14 protein-coding genes and 1 pseudogene are annotated in these 20463 nt (G+C 71.0%); 5 read left to right on the top strand and 10 right to left on the bottom strand.

Features of this window, described 5'->3' with window-relative positions:
• Positions 1-75 precede the first annotated feature (75 nt).
• The 5 genes and pseudogenes from ACZ4O3_RS01600 to ACZ4O3_RS01620 all read left to right on the top strand — a co-directional run.
• Positions 76-1686: a PD-(D/E)XK nuclease family protein gene (locus ACZ4O3_RS01600; protein WP_467720780.1), complete on the top strand. Its 1611-nt coding sequence runs from the start codon at positions 76-78 to the stop codon at positions 1684-1686.
• Positions 1673-2884 (top strand): pPIWI_RE_Y domain-containing protein, encoded by a 1212-nt coding sequence (locus ACZ4O3_RS01605; RefSeq protein WP_467720781.1) that lies wholly within the window; start codon positions 1673-1675, stop codon positions 2882-2884. Before ACZ4O3_RS01600 ends, ACZ4O3_RS01605 begins: the two co-directional genes overlap by 14 nt.
• On the top strand, positions 2877-6416 hold the full coding sequence (locus tag ACZ4O3_RS01610; RefSeq protein ID WP_467720782.1) for a pPIWI_RE_Z domain-containing protein: 3540 nt from the start codon (positions 2877-2879) through the stop codon (positions 6414-6416). Before ACZ4O3_RS01605 ends, ACZ4O3_RS01610 begins: the two co-directional genes overlap by 8 nt.
• 102 nt (positions 6417-6518) lie before the next feature.
• Positions 6519-9299 carry a pPIWI_RE module domain-containing protein gene (locus tag ACZ4O3_RS01615; protein ID WP_467720783.1) on the top strand — a complete coding sequence of 927 codons (2781 nt, stop codon included), beginning with the start codon at positions 6519-6521 and terminating at the stop codon, positions 9297-9299.
• A gap of 125 nt (positions 9300-9424) precedes the next feature.
• Positions 9425-9634, top strand: a pseudogene (locus ACZ4O3_RS01620) (peptide-methionine (R)-S-oxide reductase); the annotation flags it as partial.
• A gap of 12 nt (positions 9635-9646) precedes the next feature.
• Here the strand turns inward: ACZ4O3_RS01620 and ACZ4O3_RS01625 are convergent.
• The 10 genes from ACZ4O3_RS01625 to ACZ4O3_RS01670 form a co-directional block, all read right to left on the bottom strand.
• Positions 9647-10672 carry an MBL fold metallo-hydrolase gene (locus ACZ4O3_RS01625; protein WP_467720784.1) on the bottom strand — a complete coding sequence of 342 codons (1026 nt, stop codon included), beginning with the start codon at positions 10670-10672 and terminating at the stop codon, positions 9647-9649.
• Positions 10673-10706: 34 nt separating this feature from the next.
• Positions 10707-11567, bottom strand: a complete 861-nt coding sequence (locus ACZ4O3_RS01630; RefSeq protein ID WP_467720785.1) for a DUF6282 family protein — start codon at positions 11565-11567, stop codon at positions 10707-10709.
• On the bottom strand, positions 11557-13398 hold the full coding sequence (locus tag ACZ4O3_RS01635; protein ID WP_467720786.1) for an isocitrate/isopropylmalate family dehydrogenase: 1842 nt from the start codon (positions 13396-13398) through the stop codon (positions 11557-11559). The genes ACZ4O3_RS01630 and ACZ4O3_RS01635 overlap by 11 nt, the downstream gene beginning before the upstream one ends.
• Positions 13395-14210, bottom strand: coding sequence for an alpha/beta fold hydrolase (locus tag ACZ4O3_RS01640; protein WP_467720787.1), 816 nt, complete (start codon positions 14208-14210; stop codon positions 13395-13397). The genes ACZ4O3_RS01635 and ACZ4O3_RS01640 overlap by 4 nt, the downstream gene beginning before the upstream one ends.
• A complete protein-coding gene (locus ACZ4O3_RS01645; RefSeq protein ID WP_362731898.1) occupies positions 14207-15139 on the bottom strand; it encodes a beta/alpha barrel domain-containing protein in 933 nt (310 codons plus the stop codon). The genes ACZ4O3_RS01640 and ACZ4O3_RS01645 overlap by 4 nt, the downstream gene beginning before the upstream one ends.
• A 33-nt stretch (positions 15140-15172) precedes the next feature.
• Positions 15173-16606, bottom strand: coding sequence for an FAD-binding protein (locus ACZ4O3_RS01650; protein ID WP_467720788.1), 1434 nt, complete (start codon positions 16604-16606; stop codon positions 15173-15175).
• Between the two features lie 47 nt (positions 16607-16653).
• On the bottom strand, positions 16654-17244 hold the full coding sequence (locus ACZ4O3_RS01655; RefSeq protein WP_362732254.1) for a YciI family protein: 591 nt from the start codon (positions 17242-17244) through the stop codon (positions 16654-16656).
• Between the two features lie 91 nt (positions 17245-17335).
• Entirely contained in the window at positions 17336-18322 is a 987-nt protein-coding gene (locus ACZ4O3_RS01660; protein ID WP_467720789.1) for an NAD(P)H-dependent flavin oxidoreductase, read from the bottom strand.
• Positions 18323-18650: 328 nt separating this feature from the next.
• Positions 18651-19679, bottom strand: coding sequence for a LysR family transcriptional regulator (locus tag ACZ4O3_RS01665; protein ID WP_467720790.1), 1029 nt, complete (start codon positions 19677-19679; stop codon positions 18651-18653).
• Between the two features lie 107 nt (positions 19680-19786).
• Positions 19787-20449: a TetR family transcriptional regulator gene (locus ACZ4O3_RS01670; RefSeq protein WP_467720791.1), complete on the bottom strand. Its 663-nt coding sequence runs from the start codon at positions 20447-20449 to the stop codon at positions 19787-19789.
• Positions 20450-20463: the final 14 nt, after the last annotated feature.

Here is a 20463-nt window from a genome sequence, read left to right on the forward strand (position 1 = left end):
GGCCGAGGGAGACGGACCGTGCAGGACAGAGGCAGGGACGGGGCAGCGATGCCGGAGTGGCCACCGCCGGAGGGGATGACCGGTAGCGGCGCGCTGATCCGGGTGCAGGCTTCGCACGCGGCTGAAGAGCGGCACACCTGCCTGCGCTTTGCGGAGGGCAAAACCCGGCCGAACGCCTGGCCGGGCCGCCGTGTCGAGCGGCCGAAGCCGTATCTGGAGAACTTCGTCCTTGGCCTCGTTCTGGCCGCCGTGCGGCTCGTCGAGTGCGAGGGTATGGTCCCGCAGGACGCCGTGCGGCAGACCGAGGACTGCGCGCGGCGCTCCCTACACCAGGCCCAGCGCCGTTTCCTGCGGCACGCTGTCGAGCGGTGGCTCGATCGTGATCGGCCCAAGGACGCGCCGCCGGTGATTCCTGCCCCCGGCCCGTGGGTGCGGATGCGGGAGGTGGACGGGCGGACTTGGGAGCTGACGGGCTGGGGGGCCTGCCACCACAACCCGGGAGGGCGGCTGCGCGAGTTCTCCTTCCTCTGCTACGGCAGCGCCGATCCCCGGTCTGTCCCGAAGGACCGGGTCGCGATTGCCGCCCTCGCCGCCGCCTTCGGGGAACCCGCACGGCAGGGTGCCAAGCCCTGGCACCCGTACCAGCTCCTTGGCGCAGAGCCTGTCGACCATGTGCGCGTGGCTCTCACCGGGCTGCATGACGGCTCGTACCGGCTCCTCTTTGAGGGCGGGCCCGAACAGGTCCGCGCCTACTACAAGCAGCATGCCGAAGCGCGCGTCAAGGAGATCGTGGGTGGCGGCCCCGCGACGCCCGGCGGCAGCTGCGCGGGCTGCCGCCGCCTGGAGACCTGTGATGCTCCGGTTCGTCTGCCCGGCCTGCTCGGCATTCCAGCCGGCCGAGGCCCCTTCCCGCTGCGGGAGCTGTCCGCCAGCCATCTGCGCTACCACCGCAAGTGCCCGCAGATGTACTTCTCCTACGCCCAGCACCTTCCCCGCACCCGTGAGTACTCCCCGGAGAACCAGCTCGGCAAGGCCGTCCACGCCCACCTGGAGGCAAACCACAGGAGCGGTCTCCTGACGCCGTGCGGGGGTGCGGACATGCCCTGGGGCGACACCGCCTGGGGTGACGGGGAGCTGCGCATGACTGGCGAGTGGGCGCGCACCGGGTCCCGGATGCTCGCCCAGCACATCGACATGTGCCCGTTACTCAACGACGGTGTCACGGCCGTGGTGCCCGAGCCCCTGCGAGCCTTCTATGACCCGCACGCTCATGTCGTCCTGATCGTGAAACCGGACCTGCTCTACGCGGAGCACGGCTCGTGGGTGTGGCGCGAGACCAAGACCACGCAGAGCGCGGACGCCTGGATGGGCCGGGACCCCTTCACCACCGACCCCCAACTTGCCCTGGCCGTAATCCTTCTAGCTGAAGGAGCCTTCGGCGGCGACCCGGCGGGCTCGCGGGTCGAGCTGGAGGTGCTGCGGCCGGACAGCGGCGACCCCTCATACATCGAGCCGTACAACGAGCCCGAGCGCGTCGAGGCCGCCCGTCGGCTCGTGCGGGAGTACGTCGAGCCCTGGCGCGGCGACGAGGTCTTCACGCCCAGGCCCGGCACCCACTGCCGTACCTGCCCTGTCACCGAGTGGTGCGCGAGCGCCCCCGAGGAGGTGCGTCGTGGCCGCCGTTGAACCCCCGGATGTCGCAGGTGCCGAGTCCGAGCGGCTGCTGAGGCTGGTCGCCACCGCTTTGGTACGGCTGTCTCAGCTGCGCACGCCCGGCGATCCCGTCTACCCCGACGTCGTGCAGGCCGCCTACAACCATCTCGTCCTCGTCTGCCTGCGCACCGGGCGTACGGCCCCCGGCAGCGTGCCGCAGCTCGCCCGGTGGGCGGCTGCGCGCCCACTGGCAGACTGGTGGCCGTTCCCTCTAGAAGACAAGCACATCAGTGACCTGCGGCTGGTCGACACGCACACCGGCGCCCCCGCCCAGGAGTGCCTGGAGTGGGCCGTCTTCGCACCCGATCCGGCCGCCGAGCAGATCGAGAACGCACTGCTCAAAGAGGCGCTCACCCTCTGCCGGGCGGCCAAGGCCCCCGACTCCTACACCGCCTTCCGCAGGCTGCTCATCGAGCGCCCCGTCCTGACGGGTGTCGAACTTGCCCTGCTAAGCGTTGACTTGGACCTGTCGCTACTGCTCGACATAGTGAAGCGGTGCTACGAGCCGGTCACCGCCGCCTATATCAGCCATGGGCGGTGCACGCTGTGCGCCGGTTGCGGATGTCTGCTGGTGCCCTTGCGGGACGACGGATACGCCTGCACGCTCGACCGCTGCCGCAGGAGGCCCGTGGCCGTCGGAGAACGCCTCGACCCCGGGTCCGACGGCGGCCTGTACCTCCTCACCAGGCCGCTTCGCGTCTTCATCACTGGCCCCGGACTGGCTGAGACCGGCCTGGAACGGCGACTCGTGGGACTCGGCCTCGCCGTCGCGATGTGGCCCAACTTCGACGCGTACGACCTCCGTGTCGTCTTTCCCGACGGCCGGGCGTGGGGCATCGACGTCAAGGACCGAGCCAACCCTGCGCTGCTGGGCCGGACCACCACCGCCCTGCGCCGAGAACCGCCCTACGACCGGGGACTGCTCGTCGTGCCCTCCTACAGGTTCAAGGAGCGGGACGGCTACCGCGAAGTCTTCCACCACTATCTGCCCGAGGGAGTCGAAGGCCACGTCAGCCTGCTTACCGATGAGGAGGTCGTGCGACAGGCGAAAAGCACTCTGGCCCGCGCCATGCGGCACACCGAGCCCGGAACCACCCGGCCGGCGCCCCGGACAGCACGGAGGGTAAAGCGAACGACACCAAAACCCCAGGAAGGAGAGCTCGATGCGTGACCGCAGCGGTTGGCACCGCGGGCTGACCGCCCCCTTGAAGGACGCATGGCAGGACGGACCCCGCTCCTTCAGCCCCGGCGATCTCCTTGATGTGGAACTTGGCCTGTACCTACTGGAGTCGGTCATGCCGAACCGGGCCGCCGTCGACACTTGGACACTCATCAGCGGCTACCCGTTCGGGGAGGCGTTCGGCGACATCACCACCGACGCTCAGCGACTGCGCGTCCGACGAGCCCGGCACTACCTGCTGCCCCTGCGCAGGCGCCGGGAATGGCTGCTCGCCCTGGAGTCCTACCTCGCCGTTCCCCAGGAACTGCGCGGATACCATCTCGTATCCGCGGAGTCCGTACCAATGCGGCGCTCGCCCGCGCGGGCCGCACGCCGCTTCGAGCGCTACGAGAAGGTGCTCGGTGAGCCGCCCCCGTACGCGCGACACCGACTGTCCCGCGCCCAGGCCGGAGACTATGTCTTCCCCGTCCGCAACCGCCGGTACGCCGTCACCTTCACCGAGGACCTACTTCCGGACGGACCGGCGGCCGCACATGACCTAGATGCGCCGCTGCCCGGAGAAGGCGAGCCGATCACCGTACGGTGGCGCGAGCTGGAAGCCGCCGCACGCCGCATGGACGTGATCGAGTCACATGCCCCGGACGTCGCACGCGGCCACTGGCTGCAGCGCCTGAAGCGCGTCGAACTGTTCGTACGAGACGAAGGACAAGGCAAGTTCGAGCAGAGCGACACCCTGCGTATCGACCGGCTCCTCCACCTCGTCGGCATGGTCGGCGCTGGCAAGAGCACCCTGCGCGACATCCTCACCTTCTGGGCCGCCACCGAACTCGGGCTGCGGATCACCATTGTCGTCGGCGATGTCGCCGAAGCTCTGTCCGTCACCGGACTCCTGGACCGCCTGGGCGTGCCGACCGCACCCGTACTCGGCCACTCCACGCGTGAACGCCACATCCAGCGACTTCACCGGCGTATCGCGTCGAATGGAGCCCCAAGCCTGCTCACCCACTGGCACGACGGCTTCAACCACGTCAACAGCGCCTGCCCACTCGACGCCCTGCGCGGCACGGAGGCGGAGCGACCACTGCGCGTCGGCGAGGCGCCGTGCGGAAGCCTGTACGAGGCGCGCCGGGCATCCACAGAGGAGGCGGACCTGCGAGAAGGGCTGTTCGGCAAGGAGAGTTCCGAGACAGACCCCGATGGCGATGGTGAGGCTCTCGATGGAGCAGCGGCCGCTGACTCCGCTGCGAGTGCCGCCTCCACGGACGACGAACGGCCGCGGCGTCACAGCTGCCCCCTGTGGTCCAGATGCCCCCGCCATCACGCGGCCCGTCAACTAGTCGACGCCCGGGTGTGGGTGGCCACCCCCGCGAGTCTCGTCCACACGGCCGTGCCCGAACAGCTTCAGCAGCAGCGGCTGCGTTACCTCGAACTCGCATGCCGAATGAGCGACTTTGTCATCGTGGACGAGGCAGACCGGGTGCAAATGCAGCTCGACACGGCGTTCGCCCCAGCCACCACTCTCGCCGGCCGCGCCCCTAACTCGTGGATCGACGAGGTCGCTGCACACGCCCTTGCGGAACTCGCCGGTCAGGCGCGACTCCAGCTCTCGGCACGGGACATCGACGACTGGACGAACGCCACCCACACCGTGCGCCACGCCACCGACCGGCTGTACTCACGCCTCATTCAGAACCGCGCGCTGCGCCACTGGATCACCCAGGACTACTTCAGCGCGGTCACCCTCCACCAGTGGCTCATCAACGCATGGTTCCCCGACCTCAAAGACATCGACGAGACTGTTGTGTCCGAGGGCACTCCAGAGGCCCGGCGTCTTGCGCAGCGCGAGCGGATCGACGGCGTACTCAACCGCTTCCGTGACGACCCGCTCCAGCCCCGTACGGTGGGCACCGAACCTGAGACGGATCCGGCGGAGACCGCGCTCGTCAACGAGCTCATCCATCTCACGCTCGGTCTGCTGCACGCCCCTCACGGCTCTGACACCCGCACCCAGGTGCGGCCCGTGTTGGAGCGGCTCCTCAACGGAGCCGTACGACTCGACGACGGCCCCGACCCTCACGTGCCCCGGTTCGAACTCACCTTGGTCCTCGCCGCCCTGCACCACCGGCTCAACTTCATGACTGGGCTATGGCAGCGCGTTGAGGCGGTCCTCAACCTGGAGTCCGCCTCCAACGTGCTTTCCCGTCGCCCACCCCGCGACTACGAGCCCGCGATGCCCGAGTCACCCATGGGCAACGTCCTCGGCTTCCAGTTCCAGTTGGACGAGCGGAGGAAAGACGGCGAGCAGAGCGGCGAACTGCGCTTTTTTCGCTGTAACGGCGTTGGACGCGAACTACTGCTTGGCCTGCCCGACCTGCCAGCCGTCGACGGCAGGCCCGGCCCGCACCTGATGCTGATGTCCGCCACCAGCTGGGCCGGCACCTCCAGCCGCTACCACGTGCACGCCGACGTCGATGCGGTGCTGCGCCCGCACCAGGAGGAGGTGCGAGCCATCCTCGACACCGAGTTCCGTAAGGAGTTTCTGTACTGGCCCGGAAGTACAAGACCGCTGCGGCTGTCCGGCTGCGACCCAGAGGAACGCCCGGCCGCCCTCGTCCAGATGCTGCACCAGCTCGCCGAGCCCGACCGCAGCCTCACCGGTTCGGTAAGCGCCCTCCAGCAAGAACTCGACGACATCGAAGACCCCGAGAGACGCCGCCTGCTGCTCCTTGTCGGCAGCTACGAGGAGGCCCGCAGGGCCGCCGCGTACCTCAACTCGATCCCGGAATGGGCCGGTCGGATCTCCCGACTTGTCTCCGACGACGCCGACCTTGACACGGCCTGGAGCGCCTTGCCGCGTACCGCCGAGGCGAAGGCTCTGCGCCGGGGCGACGTAGCGGGCTGGGCGAGCGGCGGCCAGGCCGACGGGGAACTCCTCGTCGCCCCGCTCCTCGCTGTCGAACGCGGCCACAACATCGTTGTCCCCGGAGGCAAGGCCGCTATCGGCACGGTCTACTTCCTGGCCCGCCCGCACCCTCGTCCCGACGACATCGCACTTGCCGTACAGGCCGTCAACGACTGGGCGGTACGGCAGATCCGTGGCCCAGGTAACGGCTTGCGGCATCTCGCTCGTCGGGAAGGCACACCCGACCGGGCTGGGCTCGCCTTCCGGCGCGACGCCCGCCGTGCCTGGAACCGTTTCCTGACCCGCCGACTGTCGTGGACCAGCCTCCCGAAGACTGAGAAGGAGGCGTTCACCTGGGACCAGCTGGTCGTAATGTGGCAGGTCATCGGCCGCCTCGTGCGGGGCGGAGTGCCCGCTCGCGTCGTATTCGTCGACGCCGCCTTCTCACCCCGCGAGGCGGGCCTCGCGGCCACCGACACCCCCGCCACTAGCCTGCTGGAGAGCATGCGCGCACTCCTCGCTCCCTATTTCAGTACCGAATCCGCCGTACCCACGATCGACAAGTCCCTGGTCGAGGCTTTGTACGAGCCGTTGTACAAGGCATTGGCCGACATGGACTGACGTCCCACTGTCCCTCCCGCGCCGGCGCATTGATGCACTCTCACGCATCGCAGGGACGCTCACTGACGCTTCTGACCGACCCGAACGGAGACCCACCCCGTCATGGCGTATGACCAAATTCAGCCTGCTGCCTTCATCCCGACGCGGGGAAGCGATCCATTCCTCGTGCCCCAATACGGACTAGCCTTCCCCCGAGCCTGGCGGGCTCCTCTCAAGGACCACTGGCAGCATGGCAAGCCCGAGCGGCGTGACCGCAGCAAGGTGTCGGTGCCCATCAAGCGGCTCAACCAGGTGATCGCCGCCGTTGCCCCCGACTTGGTGTCCGTGGCCAAGAAGGCACCACTCGACGATGGCCGGCCCTGGCTGTACGCGAATGCCCCCTATCCCAAGGCGGTGATGAGCACCTTCATCCATGCCTGGCTGCGCGATCTACAGCCGGGACCGGAGGGACATGCGAAGGTCAAGGAAACCGCCTCCTTGCTGAACATCGACAGCCTGGAGTGGGACCTCCTCGGCGTGGACATGCTGGAGCAGACGGTTAGCGATGGTGGCACCGCCGTGCCTGCGGATCACCTGTGGCGGCTTCTTCCCGAGATCCTCGCCGCCCGCATCGCTCGACAGGAGCCAGCCTACGAGCACTTCGGCGAACGGCTCACGTTCCGGCAGGTCGCGATGGATGCGGGAGCCCCTGGGGCGGAACTCGTCTCCTGGCCTCCGCTGGAGCACTTCAGTGGCCGTGGTGCGAAATCCCAGGTGTGGAACTACTCCGCGTACATCCGAGTTTGTCTCCGTACCGTTCCCTTCGACTCGACTCCCCGCATCCACCTATCCACGGGTGTACGCCGGTGGGTACGCGGCCCCGTTTGGTTGCCGGAGCGGGGAAGCGCCTCCGTCTACCTGCTGGCGGACCAGAGCCTTGTGCCTGACGGGCCCGACCCGGAACGGTTCGCGGTTGGTGGACTGCGCTGGGTACCTCAGACCGGGGGGTACGCCTGGGTTCAGGGAGGGCCAGAAGGGATGCTGAACCAGATCTCCGCCTTCCCCCGCTTCCCCTCACCCGACCTCATGGCCAAGGAGCCGGAGACTTGGCTCGCTGGCCGGGACGGCGTCACTGCAGCTGTGGTGCACCACACGATGATGGGACGACACGGAGTGCAGGCCGGAATCGCACCACAAGAACGGCGGCGGCTGACGGAGTGGGCTGCGGCATCGCTGTCCCCAGAGTTCACATGCGTCGGCACATCCCGACGCAGCGGGATCCGGCGCCAGACTCCGCACAACGTGCTGGAGGCCGCCGTATCCGTGCCGAAGAAAGCCACCGAAGAGGAAAAAACGAGGATCAACCGGGAGAACGCCGGGCGACGGGCACGCAACGCCGCCCGTCGGCGGCCCCTGCTCGCGCGCGCCGTTGGCCCCGCAGGTCTCACTGCCGTACTGCTGCACCAGACCGACACCATGCGCGATCACCTGGTCGCCGCAGCCGAGGAGAGCCTCGGGCTTGCGCAATACCGCACGACCAGTGGCCCCGAGCTGTGGCAGTGGGACCATCCCGACCTGACCGTGCGTTTCCACGTCAGGCAAGCCGGGGAACTCGTCGGCCCATTGGGTGAGGGCAGCGCCATGCGCCGAGGCGAGGAGTGGGACGCCGCCATGGATGCGCGACGACGGGCGGTGCGCGACGAACTGCGCGTGTGGACGGCAGAGCTGGGCACGTGCCCCCAGCTGGCGTTCGTCGAGCTGGAAGGCAAGGACGGTTTCCGACGCCGCACCAGCGACCCCAAGGCAGCGCTGCGCGTGGGACTCGCTGACGCTGGCCTGGTCAGCCAGTTCCTGGACCTCCCGGACCCGGTCGCCACCAAGCCAGAGGCTGTTTCGGACCCGCACAGGGCCAAGGCTGCCTGGAATGACGGTCTGCGACAGCTCGGCATGCGGTGCCTGCCCGAGCATTCACTCGGTGCGGCCATCCCCGAGGACCTGAACCAGCTCGCCTTCTGGCTCGTCAAGCGCAACGTCAGCCGCGACAACAAATATCCGCAGTTCACCCCGATCGCCGTACTCATCCGTCCCGGCCAAGACTGTGTGCTTGGCCGCACGGCGGACACATCGGACTGGGTGCCGTACCCCGAGCTGTTGCGCAGTCTCACAGGAAGGATCCGCAGCAAAGACCTCAGGACGAGGAAGCAGCAGGAGGACGCAACCGCCCTGTTCGTCAAGCAGACGCTGTATAAGTTGCGCGGCGAGCCGACCCTCGTCCTTACCCACGCCCAGAACACCCGCCAGCGCTGGCCGTGGCTGACCAACCCGGGGCTGGCCGTCGACCGTGTGAGCCTGGGAGCTGGACCACTTCAGCGGCTCGCCGCGCACGGCCGCCGCCTGCGGCTCGTTCGTGTCGCGAGCAACGACCGGGAGGAAACACCGCAGTGGTGGGCACCCGACGGGGACGAGGGCGCCGGCGTGGCCAAGGGGCTGTGGGTGCCCGATGACGCGCGGCAGGGCAATCGCGTCTTCCAGAGCACCTCGGACAAGGCAAGCCAGCACGGACACCCCCGTGACATGAGCAAATTCACCGAGCACCGCAACGCAGCTGGACGGTCCCTACGCATGCCAGGCACGTCGGCATGGAACCCCGAGATCCTCGATCTCTGTATGGCAGCACTTCAACCGGCTGACGATGCGGAACAGTGGGCCATGTACGTCCACCAGCAGCGTTTTCCGGACGACTACGACAACGCGCTGCAGCTTCCACTCGCCCTGCACCTCGCTCGGCTCGCCGCGAAGTATGCCGAACCCATGGAAGACACGGAGCGGGCCGAGCCGGGGACGGCCTCGATCGGGGCTACGCCCGAGCAGGGAGACGAGTATGAGTTGGAGGGCGAGGCGTAGGCAGTGCCTGCCGATCAACTCGTCCGCGACCTCGGATACGGGTTGCCGCCACGGCCGGAGCCCTGACCACACGGTATGGGCGCCCGGTCTTGTCATGCCTGCGGGGTGGGGGTGGCCAGGCCTACGGCTGGCCGTCCTTCTACGACCCGAAGGACACCGACGCGGTCGAACTGGTCGAGGACCGCACCCACGGGATGGTGCGCACCGAGGTGCGCTGCGCGCGGTGCGGCTCGCACCTCGGGCACGTCTTCGAGGGCGAGGGCTACGGGACGCCGACCGACCAGCGGTACTGCATCAACTCGATCTCGCTGCGGCTGGCCCCCGACGAGAGCTGAGACCGCGGCGGGTCAGGGGAGCCGGACCGGGCTGGGCAGGAGTGCCCGGGCCGGTGCCGGCCGCCACCGGACGGCCCCGGACGCGTCCCGTACGGCGCGGCCGAAGGCCTGGTCGCCGAAGTGGAACGCGAAGGCGTACGTGCGGGGTGCCAGCAACTGCTCCAGCAGGGTCCTGCGGGCCTTCAGCACGCCTTCGACGTCCACGTCCGGGCCGGAGGGCCACTCGGGGTGGGTCAGCTGCGCGGGCGTGTGGAAGGCGTCCCCGAGGACCAGGATCCGGCGGCCGCGCGACGCCGAGACCACGTAGGTGGTGTGCCCCGGGCTGTGGCCCGGGGTGATCAGGGCGGTGACGCCCGGCCACACCTCGTCGCCGTTCCCGAACTGCCGCAGCACGCGGGACATCGGCACCATGAAGCCGTCCCAGGACGGCGCCCCCACCGTGATCTCGCCCCGCCAGAACGGACCCCATTCGGCCGCCGCCACCAGGTAGTCGGCGCCCGGGAACGCCTTGTGCAGCTCCTGGTGCCGGTCCGGGACGAAGCCGACCCCGGTGTGGTCGGTGTGCAGGTGGGTGAAGGCCACCGTACCCACGGACTCCGGGGCCACCCGGAGCCCCCGCAGCGTCTTCAGCAGGGCGCCGCCGCGGGAGACGCCGAGCGCGGGCGACAGGACGTTGCCGCCGAGACCCACGTCGATCAGCAGCCTGTGCCGCCCGCGCTCGACGAGCACACCGCCGGCCGAGGCGGCGATCCGCCCGGAGCGGGTGAGCGCCTCGGGATGTCGCCGCCAGTACCCGGCGGGGACGGCCGGGAGGAAGCCCACCGGGTCCAGCTCCATCGCCGCGTCCACGACGTAGGTGAGCCGGACGTCCCCCAAGGTGAGGGAACGCACCGCGGACTGGTCGCTCAGTCTGCCGGTCCGGGGGCGGGCGACGAGCGCGGGCGTGGACTCCAGCAGCGGGGCGGACAGCGCCGCCGCCGTTGTCGCGAGCGCGGTGCGCAGCACCCCGCGGCGCGGGAGGCCGGGATCGTCGGGCACGGGAACTCCTGTGGTGGAAGGGGGAATCACCGGGTCAGGGCGCCAGCAGCGCCGCGGGGTTGACCGAGCTGACGGATCGGAACTGATCGGACGTCAACTCCGCTTCACCGAACCAGCGTCGGCTCGTGGCCAGCCAGCCCGCGGGATCCGGCTGGTCCGGCTGTCCGAGGTCGGAGCTGAACACCACCCGGGGATGGGCCCGTACCACCTCGGCCAGGTGCCGGGTGTCACGGTGGCCCAACAGGAGCGTCAGGGCGGTGAGTTCGACGTAGAGTCCGCGGACCGGGGCCAGTTGGGCCAGGTCGGCCGGGGTGAGGCCGGACATGGGGTGGGTCGCGTGGGTCAGCAGCAGCCGGGGGAGTTCCAGGCGTACCGCTTCGTCGACCACGCGTAGCGTCTCGTCCCGGTCGCAGTGTCCGGTGGCGAGGACCACGGGCAGGTCGCGGGCGGCCCGGAGCACCTCGCGCACCGGCTCGCGGAGCCGGCCGGCGCCGTCCAGGACCCGGGAGGCACGCCAGTGTTCGGGGTCGAGCCGGGGGTGGAACGGCTCCCGGCGCAGCGCCGACCGGTGCCCGGGGCCCACCAGGGTGGGCAGGTGCACGACCAGCCGGGCAGGGCTGTCCGGGCCATGGGCGTAGACGGCCTGCTCGACGACCCGGGGGCGGACCCCGCCGGCCAGGTCGTTGAGGACGACCGCGCCGGAGACGGGCAGTCCCTCCTGCCGGGCCTCCCAGGCGCTCGCCGCCGTCGACCCCAGGTGGCTCTTGATCACCGCCCAGCCGTCGACCTCCGCGTAGGCCCGCCCGGCACCGGCGGTGGTCAGCCGGCGCCGGTACAGGTCGGGCCCCGCGTGGTAGTGGACGTCCACCACCCGCCGGACCAGGTCACGCGTCATGGGACTCGGGGGCGGCGGCGCCCTCCCACGGCCTGGCGTAGCCGAACCGGCGGCGGGCCTCGTCCAGTCGCAGGCCGTCGCCGACCGCCCCGGCGATGGCCGCCTCGGTCCCCTCGACGCGCTCCGCGCGGTCCGCGACCTCGGCGGCCCGTTCGGCGGGTACGACGAGGACGCCGTTGTCGTCGGCGACGATCACGTCACCGGGGCGCACGGTGACCTCGCCGATCGTGATCCGCCCTCCGGTGGCGGCGAGTTCCACCCGGTTCTTGCCGCTCACCATCGTGACGCCGGTGCTGAAGAGCGGGTATCCGGCGGCGCGGATCTCGGCGAGGTCGCGGGCCGAGCCGTGCAGGGCGGTGCCGCGCACCCCGCGGCTCCGGGCCACCGCGGTGAGCAGCGAGCCCCAGTTGGTGCAGGCGGTGGAGCCGCCGTTGTCGACCACGACGAAGGACCCGGCGGGCACGTCGTCCAGGTAGTTCGCCGCGTTGCGGAACCCCTGGCCCGGGCGGTGGTCCACCGGCTGGTAGGTGACGGTGTACGCCAGGCCCGCGGTACGGGCACCGGGCACCCGCGCGCCGATCCCGGCGAGCACCCCGGGGATGCCGAGGCTGTCCAGGGCGTCGGAGACGGAGGCGGTGTCGAGCGCGGCCAGCCGGTCCACCACCTCCGCGGGCACGACGGGCACCTTGTCCTCGGCGACGGCCGACCCGGCCTCGCCGCCCGGCAGTTCGGCGGCGACGGCCTCGGCGACCTCGCGGGTGCCCGCCTCGCCGCCCAGGTCGTAGGTGACCGTCGTACGGGCGCGGGCCACGGCACGGACGGCCTCGCGCAGTTCCGCACCGGGTACGGACATGCCGAGATGGTCCAGCATCTGGGCGACGGTGAGCAGCATCGCCATCGGGTTGGCCCGGTCCCGGCCCGCCATGGCGGGGGCGCTGCCGTGCACCGGCTCGAAATAGCTGCCGTGGTCACCGATGTTGCCGCTCGGCGCGAGTCCGAGCCCGCCCATGACGCCGGCGCCGAGGTCGGAGAGGATGTCCCCGAACATGTTCTCGGCGACGAGCACTCCGAACCGCTCCGGCCTGCGGACCATCCACAGGGCGACGGCGTCGACGTTGAGGATCTCGGTCTCGATGTCCGGGTGGTCCCGGGAGATCAGATCGAGGCGCTCGCGCAGATGGTTGCCGCTCTGCCGCAGCACCATCGGCTTGTCCACGACGGTGAGCAGCCGCCGCCCGTGGGCCTCGGCGTGCGCGAAGCCGAAGCGCAGCAGCCGGTCGATGCCGAACCGGGTCTGCAGCCGGAGCGTGACGCTGCTCTCCTGGGGGCCGGAGGCCTCGGCGTTGGGGTGCTCGCGCACCGCGTTCCACAGCGCCTCGTCGAGGCCGTGGACGTCGAACCCGGCGTACAGGCCCTCGGTGTTCTCGCGGATGACGGTGAAGTCGAACCGGCCGTGGTCCAGGTCGGTGACCGGGCGGATGTTGGCGTACAGGCCGAGCCGCTGGCGCAGTTGGATGACCGGGGAGACGAACGTCCGTCCGGTGCCGCGCAGCGACGGCCCCAGTTCGGCCTCCGCCTCGCGCAGCGGCTTGCTGGTGATGGCGCCCAGCAGGCAGGTGTCGGTCTCCTCCAGGAGCTTCCAGGTGCGCTGGGGGACCGGGTCGCCCTCCTGGCGCCAGCACTCCCAGCCGATCTCCCCGAACCGGAAGTCCAGCGGGAGATCGAGCCGTTCGACGGCGTCGAGGGCGGCGGCGACGACCTCAGGGCCGATGCCGTCGCCGGGCAGGACGGCGACGCTCTTCCTCGGGGCGTTCCTCGGCGCGGACTTCATCGGAGTCCCTTCTCCCGCAGGTAGGCCTCGATCAACGTGGCGACCCTGGCGGGCTGTTCGGCGTGGGGGCGCATGCCGGCCCCCGGGGCGACGTGCACCCTGTGGTGCGGTGCGGCGGCGGTGTGCCGCCGGGTGACGAGTTGGGAGTGGCTGCCCACGATCTGGAGCAGCGGGCCCGGGTGGCCGCGTACGGCGGCGGTGACGTCGAGTCCGCACAGCAGCCGCATCCCGGCGGCCAGCCTGCGTCCCGCGGCCGCGTCGGCGTCCGCGGTGGTGACGGCGTCCGCGCGGGCGGTGGCGTCCGAAGGGGCGGTGGCGTTCGCGGGGGCGGCGCCGGGTGCGCCGAGCGGCAGGACGCGCCGGTTGAGCAGGGCGAGCGCGGCGCCGGGGCGGCCGGCCGCGGCCAGGCCGGCGATCCGGGTGAGCCGTTCCTCCAGGACCGGGTCGGTGCGGGCGGGGCCCGAGACGAGCAGCGCGGCGGTGCCGGGGCCGCAGTCCGGGAGCAGGGCCTGGGCCACCGCGCCGCCCAGCGCGTTCCCGCAGAGCAGGTCGACGCGTCCGAAGTCCGGCAGCAGCGCACGCCAGCGGGCGACGAAGGCGGTCATCGAGTCCGCCTCCTCGTCCCACAGGGAGAGCGTGTCCACCACGGTCACCCGGAGCCCGGAGCGGGCCAGGGTCCGGATGACCGGGGCGAAGAACGCCCCCTCGTCCCAGCGCGGGGTGACCGGGGCGAGGACGAGCGCGTGGGGCGCGCCGGCGGCGGTCTCCGGTCCGAAGACCGCCGTCGGCACGACCGGTCCGGCGTGGGTCACCGGACGCCGGCGAGGGTCCGCGCGGTCGCGATCGCCTCGCCGTGCTCGCCGAGCAGGTCCTTGCGGTGCTCCACCGGCAGGTCGTAGCGGCCCAGGACCAGGTCCGGCAGCGGCAGCGAGGGCCTGCCCTCGGGAACGTTGGCGAGCAGCAGATCGGCCAGTTCCAGGACCGGGGCCAGGGTGAGCCGCGCGGCGGCCTCCGGGTCGGTCCGGTCGAGGTGGGCCAGCCACTGCTCGGCGATGAGGTTGCCGGGGCCCTTGCCCATGCCCTGGACCGAGGAGTCCATCCAGGTCGCACCGGCCGCGACGGCGCTGATCGCGTTGGCCAGGGCGAGGCCGAGGTTGTTGTGGGCGTGCAGCCCGACCGGGCCGCCGGTGACGGACCTGGTCAGGGTGGTCAGGTCGGTCGTGTCGACGGGGGAGAGGCTGCCGTTGGAGTCGGCGAGGTAGACGAACTCGGCGCCGGCGTCGGTCGCGGCGGTTGCGACCTCGACCACGTCCCGGCCCGGCCACTGGCTGATCCGGGCGAAGTTGACGCCGACCGTGAAGCCGGTGTCCCTGGCCTGGCGGATGTAGTCCAGACCGGCCTCGTATCCCTTGGCGGGCAGGATGATCCGGACCAGGCGTGCCCCCGCCGCGTACATGGCGGGCAGATCGGCGCGCGAGATGTTCTTCGGGTGCAGGATCATCGCGACCCGCTCCGGGCCGATCTCCTCGGCCATGGCGGTGATGAACTCGTCGTCGCCGCGGCCGGTGAGTCCGAGGTCGGGGATCGCGGCGAAGGAGCCCTTGCGGTAGGCGATCTCGATCCAGTCGAAGCCCGCCTCGACACTCAGCCGCGCGTGCTTGAGGGCGTACTCCACCGGGAAGGCGAAGCCGTTGCGGTAGCCGCCGTCGCGGAGGGTGACGTCGATGTTGACGATACTCATGGTGTCTCCAGAAGCTGCTGACGTGGGGTGGGGTCAGGCGGTCTGCCGGGCGGCCGCGTGGTGCGCGGCGAGCCGTCCGAAGATGAGCGAGCGCAGGACCGAGGTGGCCGGCGGGTAGGCGTGGTAGAAGAGGCCGGTGGCCTCGCCGGCGGCGTACAGACCGGGGATGGCGGTGCCGGACGGGGTGACGACACGGGCGTCGAGGTCGGTGCGGACCCCGCCGTAGGTGAAGCAGATCGCGGCGGTCACCGGGACGCCGATGAAGGGCGCGGTGTCGAGCGGGGTGGCCCAGTTGGACTTCGGCGGGGTGATGCCGACGGTGTGCTTGCCGTCCAGGCGGGTCGGGTCGAACTCGCCGGGGGCCACGGCCGCGTTGAACTCGGCGACGGTCTTCTCCAGCCCCTCCGCGTCGATCCCCAGCTTCCCGGCGAGTTCCTCCAGGGTGTCCGCCTGCTCCGGCGGCACGTCGCTGAGCAGGGAGTTCATGATGCCGGGGATGGCCAGGGTCTTGGCGTCGGCGATCCAGTACGCCTCCTGGTCCTGGTTCTTCCAGATCTCGTGGCCGATGTGCTCGAAGGTGTTGTCCCAGGTGTCGCGGCCCTCGTCGAAGAAGCGTTCCAGACGGCCGTTGACGAAGATGCCGGCCGGGAACCCGTAGAGCACCGAGTCGGCCTTGGTGGTACGGCGGTCGACCGGTTCGGCGTGGATGCCGTCGAACTGCCCGGCCGTGTCCGCGCCGAGGTCCAGCGCCATGCGCAGCGCGTCACCGCGGTTGTGGGCGATGCCGGGGGCGATCAGCGGCAGGTCGCAGGCGCGGTCGCCGAGGTAGCGGGTGAGCATCTCGGCGTTGCCCTCGAAGCCGCCGCAGGCGAGGACCACCGCGCGGCCGGACAGCCGGCGGGTGCGGCCGTCGGAGCCGCGGACCACGACGCCGTCCACGGAGCCGTCCTCGGCGGTGGTCAGGCGCAGCGCCTCCGTCTCGTAGTGGATCTCGACGCGGGGGTCGCTCTCCAGGGCGGCGCCCAGGTGCTCGACGATCGAGGCGCCGCCGCCGCGGGGGCTGGCCGGCGGGGTCATGGACGGGGTGCCGGCCTCGAAGGTGTGGGGGAGCGGGAAGTCCGCGAAGGCGATCTCGACGCCGTGCTTCTCGACGAAGGCCAGGGTCTGCGGTGCCTCCCGCTCGACGGTGCGGCAGTAGTCGACGTCGGCCAGGCCGCCGGAGACCCGGCCGACGTGCTCGGCCCAGTCGGTGTCCAACCGCCGGTCCTGGTCGATCCGCAGGAAGGCGCCGGTCCACCGGGTGGCGCCGCCGCGGTCCTGCCGGGCCGCGCGTTCGAGCACCGCTATCCGCGCGGGCCGTTCGCGGCCTTCGGTGGCCTCCGCGAAGGACAGCGCGGCGGACAGGCCTGCGGCGCCGAACCCGACGACGACGAGGTCGTACCCGGCGGGCGTGGACGAGGTGGGCATGCTCTCTCCTCTGGGTGGGACGTGCTGGTGGACTGAGGAAGGGCCGGTCAGCGGTTCGGGGTGATGACCCGGCTGGTCCGGTACAGGCGGTACTTGGCACCGGTCGTGGTCCTCGCGAAGGCCTCGTAGCGGCGCATGAACTCGGGGTCCTCGAAGATGGCGTTGAACCTCTTCTCGTCGGTCCAGGCCGCGAAGTTGACCATGGCGTCACCGTCGACGCTGGTCAGCAGGCGGGAGCCGCGGAAGCCGTCGGCGGTGGCGGCGACGTGGTCCACGGCCGAGGCGAGGGCGTCGACCGAGGCGGGCGCGTCGTCGGTGGTGGCCACGTTGATGAGCAGCACGCTCTCGTCGGGAACGGCCGTGGTGACCACACCGGGACTCGCGTTGCGCCCCTCGAAGGCGACCGTCTCGTACGACGCGACGCCGAGCCGGGTCCAGGGATCGCTCGCCACCATCTCGCGCACGGTGGCCTCGTCGAGGTCGGCCGTGACGATGACGGCGCCGCCGTCCGGCCGCGGCCCGCTCAGCAGGATCCGTCCCCGGTCGGCGTGGTCGCGCAGCCAGGCCTTGTGCTCCGCCATGTGGGCGGTGACGGTGTCGCGGGGGACGAGGTAGGTGAGGGTGAGGATGTGGATCACGTGCCAACTCCGTTTTCGCAAGGGCCCGTCCGGCGTTCGGGGACGGGGCCGTTCAGGCCGGGACGAGGGTCCGGGCGGCGCCCGGTGGTGTTCAGCGCGCGGACGTGACCCGCCCGGCAAGGTCACGCAGGATCGTTTCGGCGTCCGCGACGGTGTCCCGCACCACGCTCCCGGCAGACCGCACCTCGCCGACGAGGTCGAGCACCTCACCGGCGAACAGCGCCCGCTGTCCCGTGTCGTCGCGGGCGACCGCCGCCGTCCACTCGGGCTCGATCTGGGCCCGTCGCGCGGCCAGTTCCGCGTCCCGGCCGGTCCAGGCCCGGGTGAAGGCGTTGCTCACCGACCGGGCCGTGTACATCTCGTCCCACGGGATGCCGCGCACGACGTCGAAGGAGCGGGTGTCGACGAGATCGGCGGTGGCGCCGGACACCAGGGCGGCCTTGAAGCCCGCCGTGCCCATGGACTCCTCGGTGAGGGCGAACCGGGTGCCCATCATGACGCCGTCGGCGCCGAGGGCGAGCGCGGCCGCGAGGCCCCGTCCGTCCGCGAAACCGCCGGCCGCGACCACCGGGACCGCGCCCCGCGTGAGGTCGAGGACGGCCGGGACCAGCGGCAGCGTCGCCCGGGTCTTGTGGTGGCCGCCCGCCTCGGCGCCCTGGGCCACCAGCGCCGAGGCGCCGGCCCGCAGCGCGACCGCGGCCTGTTCGGTGTCGTGCACCTGCACCACCACCCGCGCCCCGCTCTCGGCGGCGGAGCCCACGTACCGGCGTACCTGGTCGGCGTCGCCGAAGGAGAGGGCGATCACCGGCGGCGCGTAGCCGAGCACCTTGTCCCACAGGCCGGGGCGCTCGTCGAAGGTGAACATCACACAGCCGACACCCCAGACACCGCCCTGTTCGGCGGTCGCGGCCACGTGCTCGTCGATGAAGGCGGCGTCGCCGTAGCTGACGCCCACCAGGCCCAGTCCGCCGGCGCGGGTGACGGCGGTGGCGAGCCGTGCGCCGGACACGCCGCCCATCGGGGCGCTGACGACCGGATGGGCGATTCCCAGCAGCTCGGTCAGCTTGGTCGATATCACGCTTCTCCTCTGTTTCCCGGTGCGGCCGGTGAACGGATCGGTAAAGGACGGATCCGCGACGGGCGGATCGGCAATTGAGTGAAACCACGGGCCCTCGACATGATTTCCAAGGCCACTGGTTTCGTGTTTCAAAGACTAGGTACCGGTCTTCCGCGGTGTCCAAGACGGAAAGCGCGTGGTGGTCATAGGGCCGGACCTATGGGCGTGCCGCAATTCACTCCCGGACCCCCGGAATTAAACGTTCCGGTCGTTGTCCGGCGACGTCCGGCACACAGCGACGGCCCGGAGCGGTGAGGCTCCGGGCCGTCGGGGGGTCGGGCAGCAGCGGTCAGGTGAGGAACGGCCATCCGCGCCGGACGGCCACCGCGCGCAGGCGGCGGGCCGAGCGGCCGTCGGCGAGCGCGGTGACGGCCAGCCGCTCTCGGGGTGCCGACGTGGTGGGCAGTGGCCGCCAGACGAGCTGGGGGTCGCCCTGGACGGCGAGCCTCGGCCGCAGCGCCACCACGTCGCCGGCGGTCTGCAGCGCGTGGACGAACAAGGCCTGCTGGTCCTGGTCGACGGGGTGCAGCACGGCGTGCCAGCCGAGCGCCGCGAGCTGGGCCGGCACGGTGTCCGCATAGCCGGGGGCGCACCCCTCGTCGTACCAGAGGAGCCGTTGGGCCGTGAGGTCCGCCCAGGTCGGACGGGGGTTGCCGGCGAGTGGGTGGCCCGCGTCCATGACCACGCCGAGCGGCTCGTCCCAGACCACGGCCCGGACCAGGCCGGGCGCGGGAACCGGCAGCCGTACGATGCCGAACGCGATCTCGCCGTGGTGCAGCAGCTCCGGCTGGTCGGCCGCGCTGACCGAGCGCATCCGCAGCAGCGGCTCGGCAGGGCCCCCGGCGCGGTCGGTGTGCTGCCCGGTGAGGCCGTGCTGCACCTCCGCGAGCACCTCGGCGGGTACGCCGCCGCACACGCCCACCGGCCAGATCAGCGGGGAGGGCGCGGCCGCCGCGATGGCGGACCGCAGCTGGCCGGGAATGCTCTGGATTTCCCGCAGGAACGCCCGCCCGCCCGTGGTCAATTCGACACCGCGTGAACTGCGGATGAAAAGTGGGGCACCTATCCGCTGTTCCAGCCTTTTGATCTGCTGACTCAGGCTCGGCTGGGATATCCGCAATTCCTGGGCGGCGCCGGACACGGTGCCCGCCCGGACCACCGTCAGGAAATACCGAAGATGTCGCATGTCGAAGTCGTCGACATGTTCGGCATGGGTGACGGCGCGCCGTACCCCCTCGTTGGACAGGGCGCCGAGGACGTCACCGGTGCCGGTGCGGCCGAGTGGGAACGGCCCGACCCGTTCGTCCAGCACAGTCATTCGTTTTCCCCCTTCGCGTGTCGAGCCCTCACAGGTCGTGTCGTGACTGCAGCATCGCAGAAACATCCCTTCGGGAAGGTATTTTTAACGCCTCCGCAACGCACTGCTCATCGGGTGTGCGCGCCTCCTTCGGCCTCCTGCTCGCCCGACAGCGCCCGCAGATCGCCGGCGAGCACGTCGAGGAGCAGCCGCCACACCGCCTCCCAGGCCGAGGCGTCGGTGCACCCCTTCGGTCCGAACGACACATGCAGCGCTCCGTGCATCGCCGTCAGCAGCAACTGGGTGACGAGCTCGGGGGGATGCGGAGGCATGCCGCCCTCCTGCTGCGCGCGCCGGACGAGTTCGACCAGGTCGCGCCGTACACCCTGGGAGACGTCCGGCAGTTCGCGGGTCAGGCTCGGGCAGTCGGTGGCCAGTCGCATGGCCGCGCGGAGCCGGACGTCCGCCTTGAGGCGACGGGCGAGGTCCAGGACCAGGGACTCCAGTGCCGTCCGGGCGGTGACGCCGGGGGTGTTCCGGGTCAGCAGCATCTCCTCCCACACCTCGTGGGACTGGGTCAGCAGGGCGCCGGCGAGGACCTCCTTGGACGCGAAGTGCCCGTAGAGGGCGCCCTTCGTCATCCCCGTCCGCGCGGCCACCGCGTTGAGGGTGGCCCTGCTGTAGCCCTGGACGGCGAATTCCTCGGCGGCGGCGTCCAGGACCTTCTCCCGGGTGCGCCGCGCTCTTTCCTGCTTGACCATGCGGGGGCCCTCCAGTCTCGGCGAAGGCATAAACATACCCTCGC

It is taken from the genome of Streptomyces sp. NPDC026515 (genome assembly GCF_055567595.1).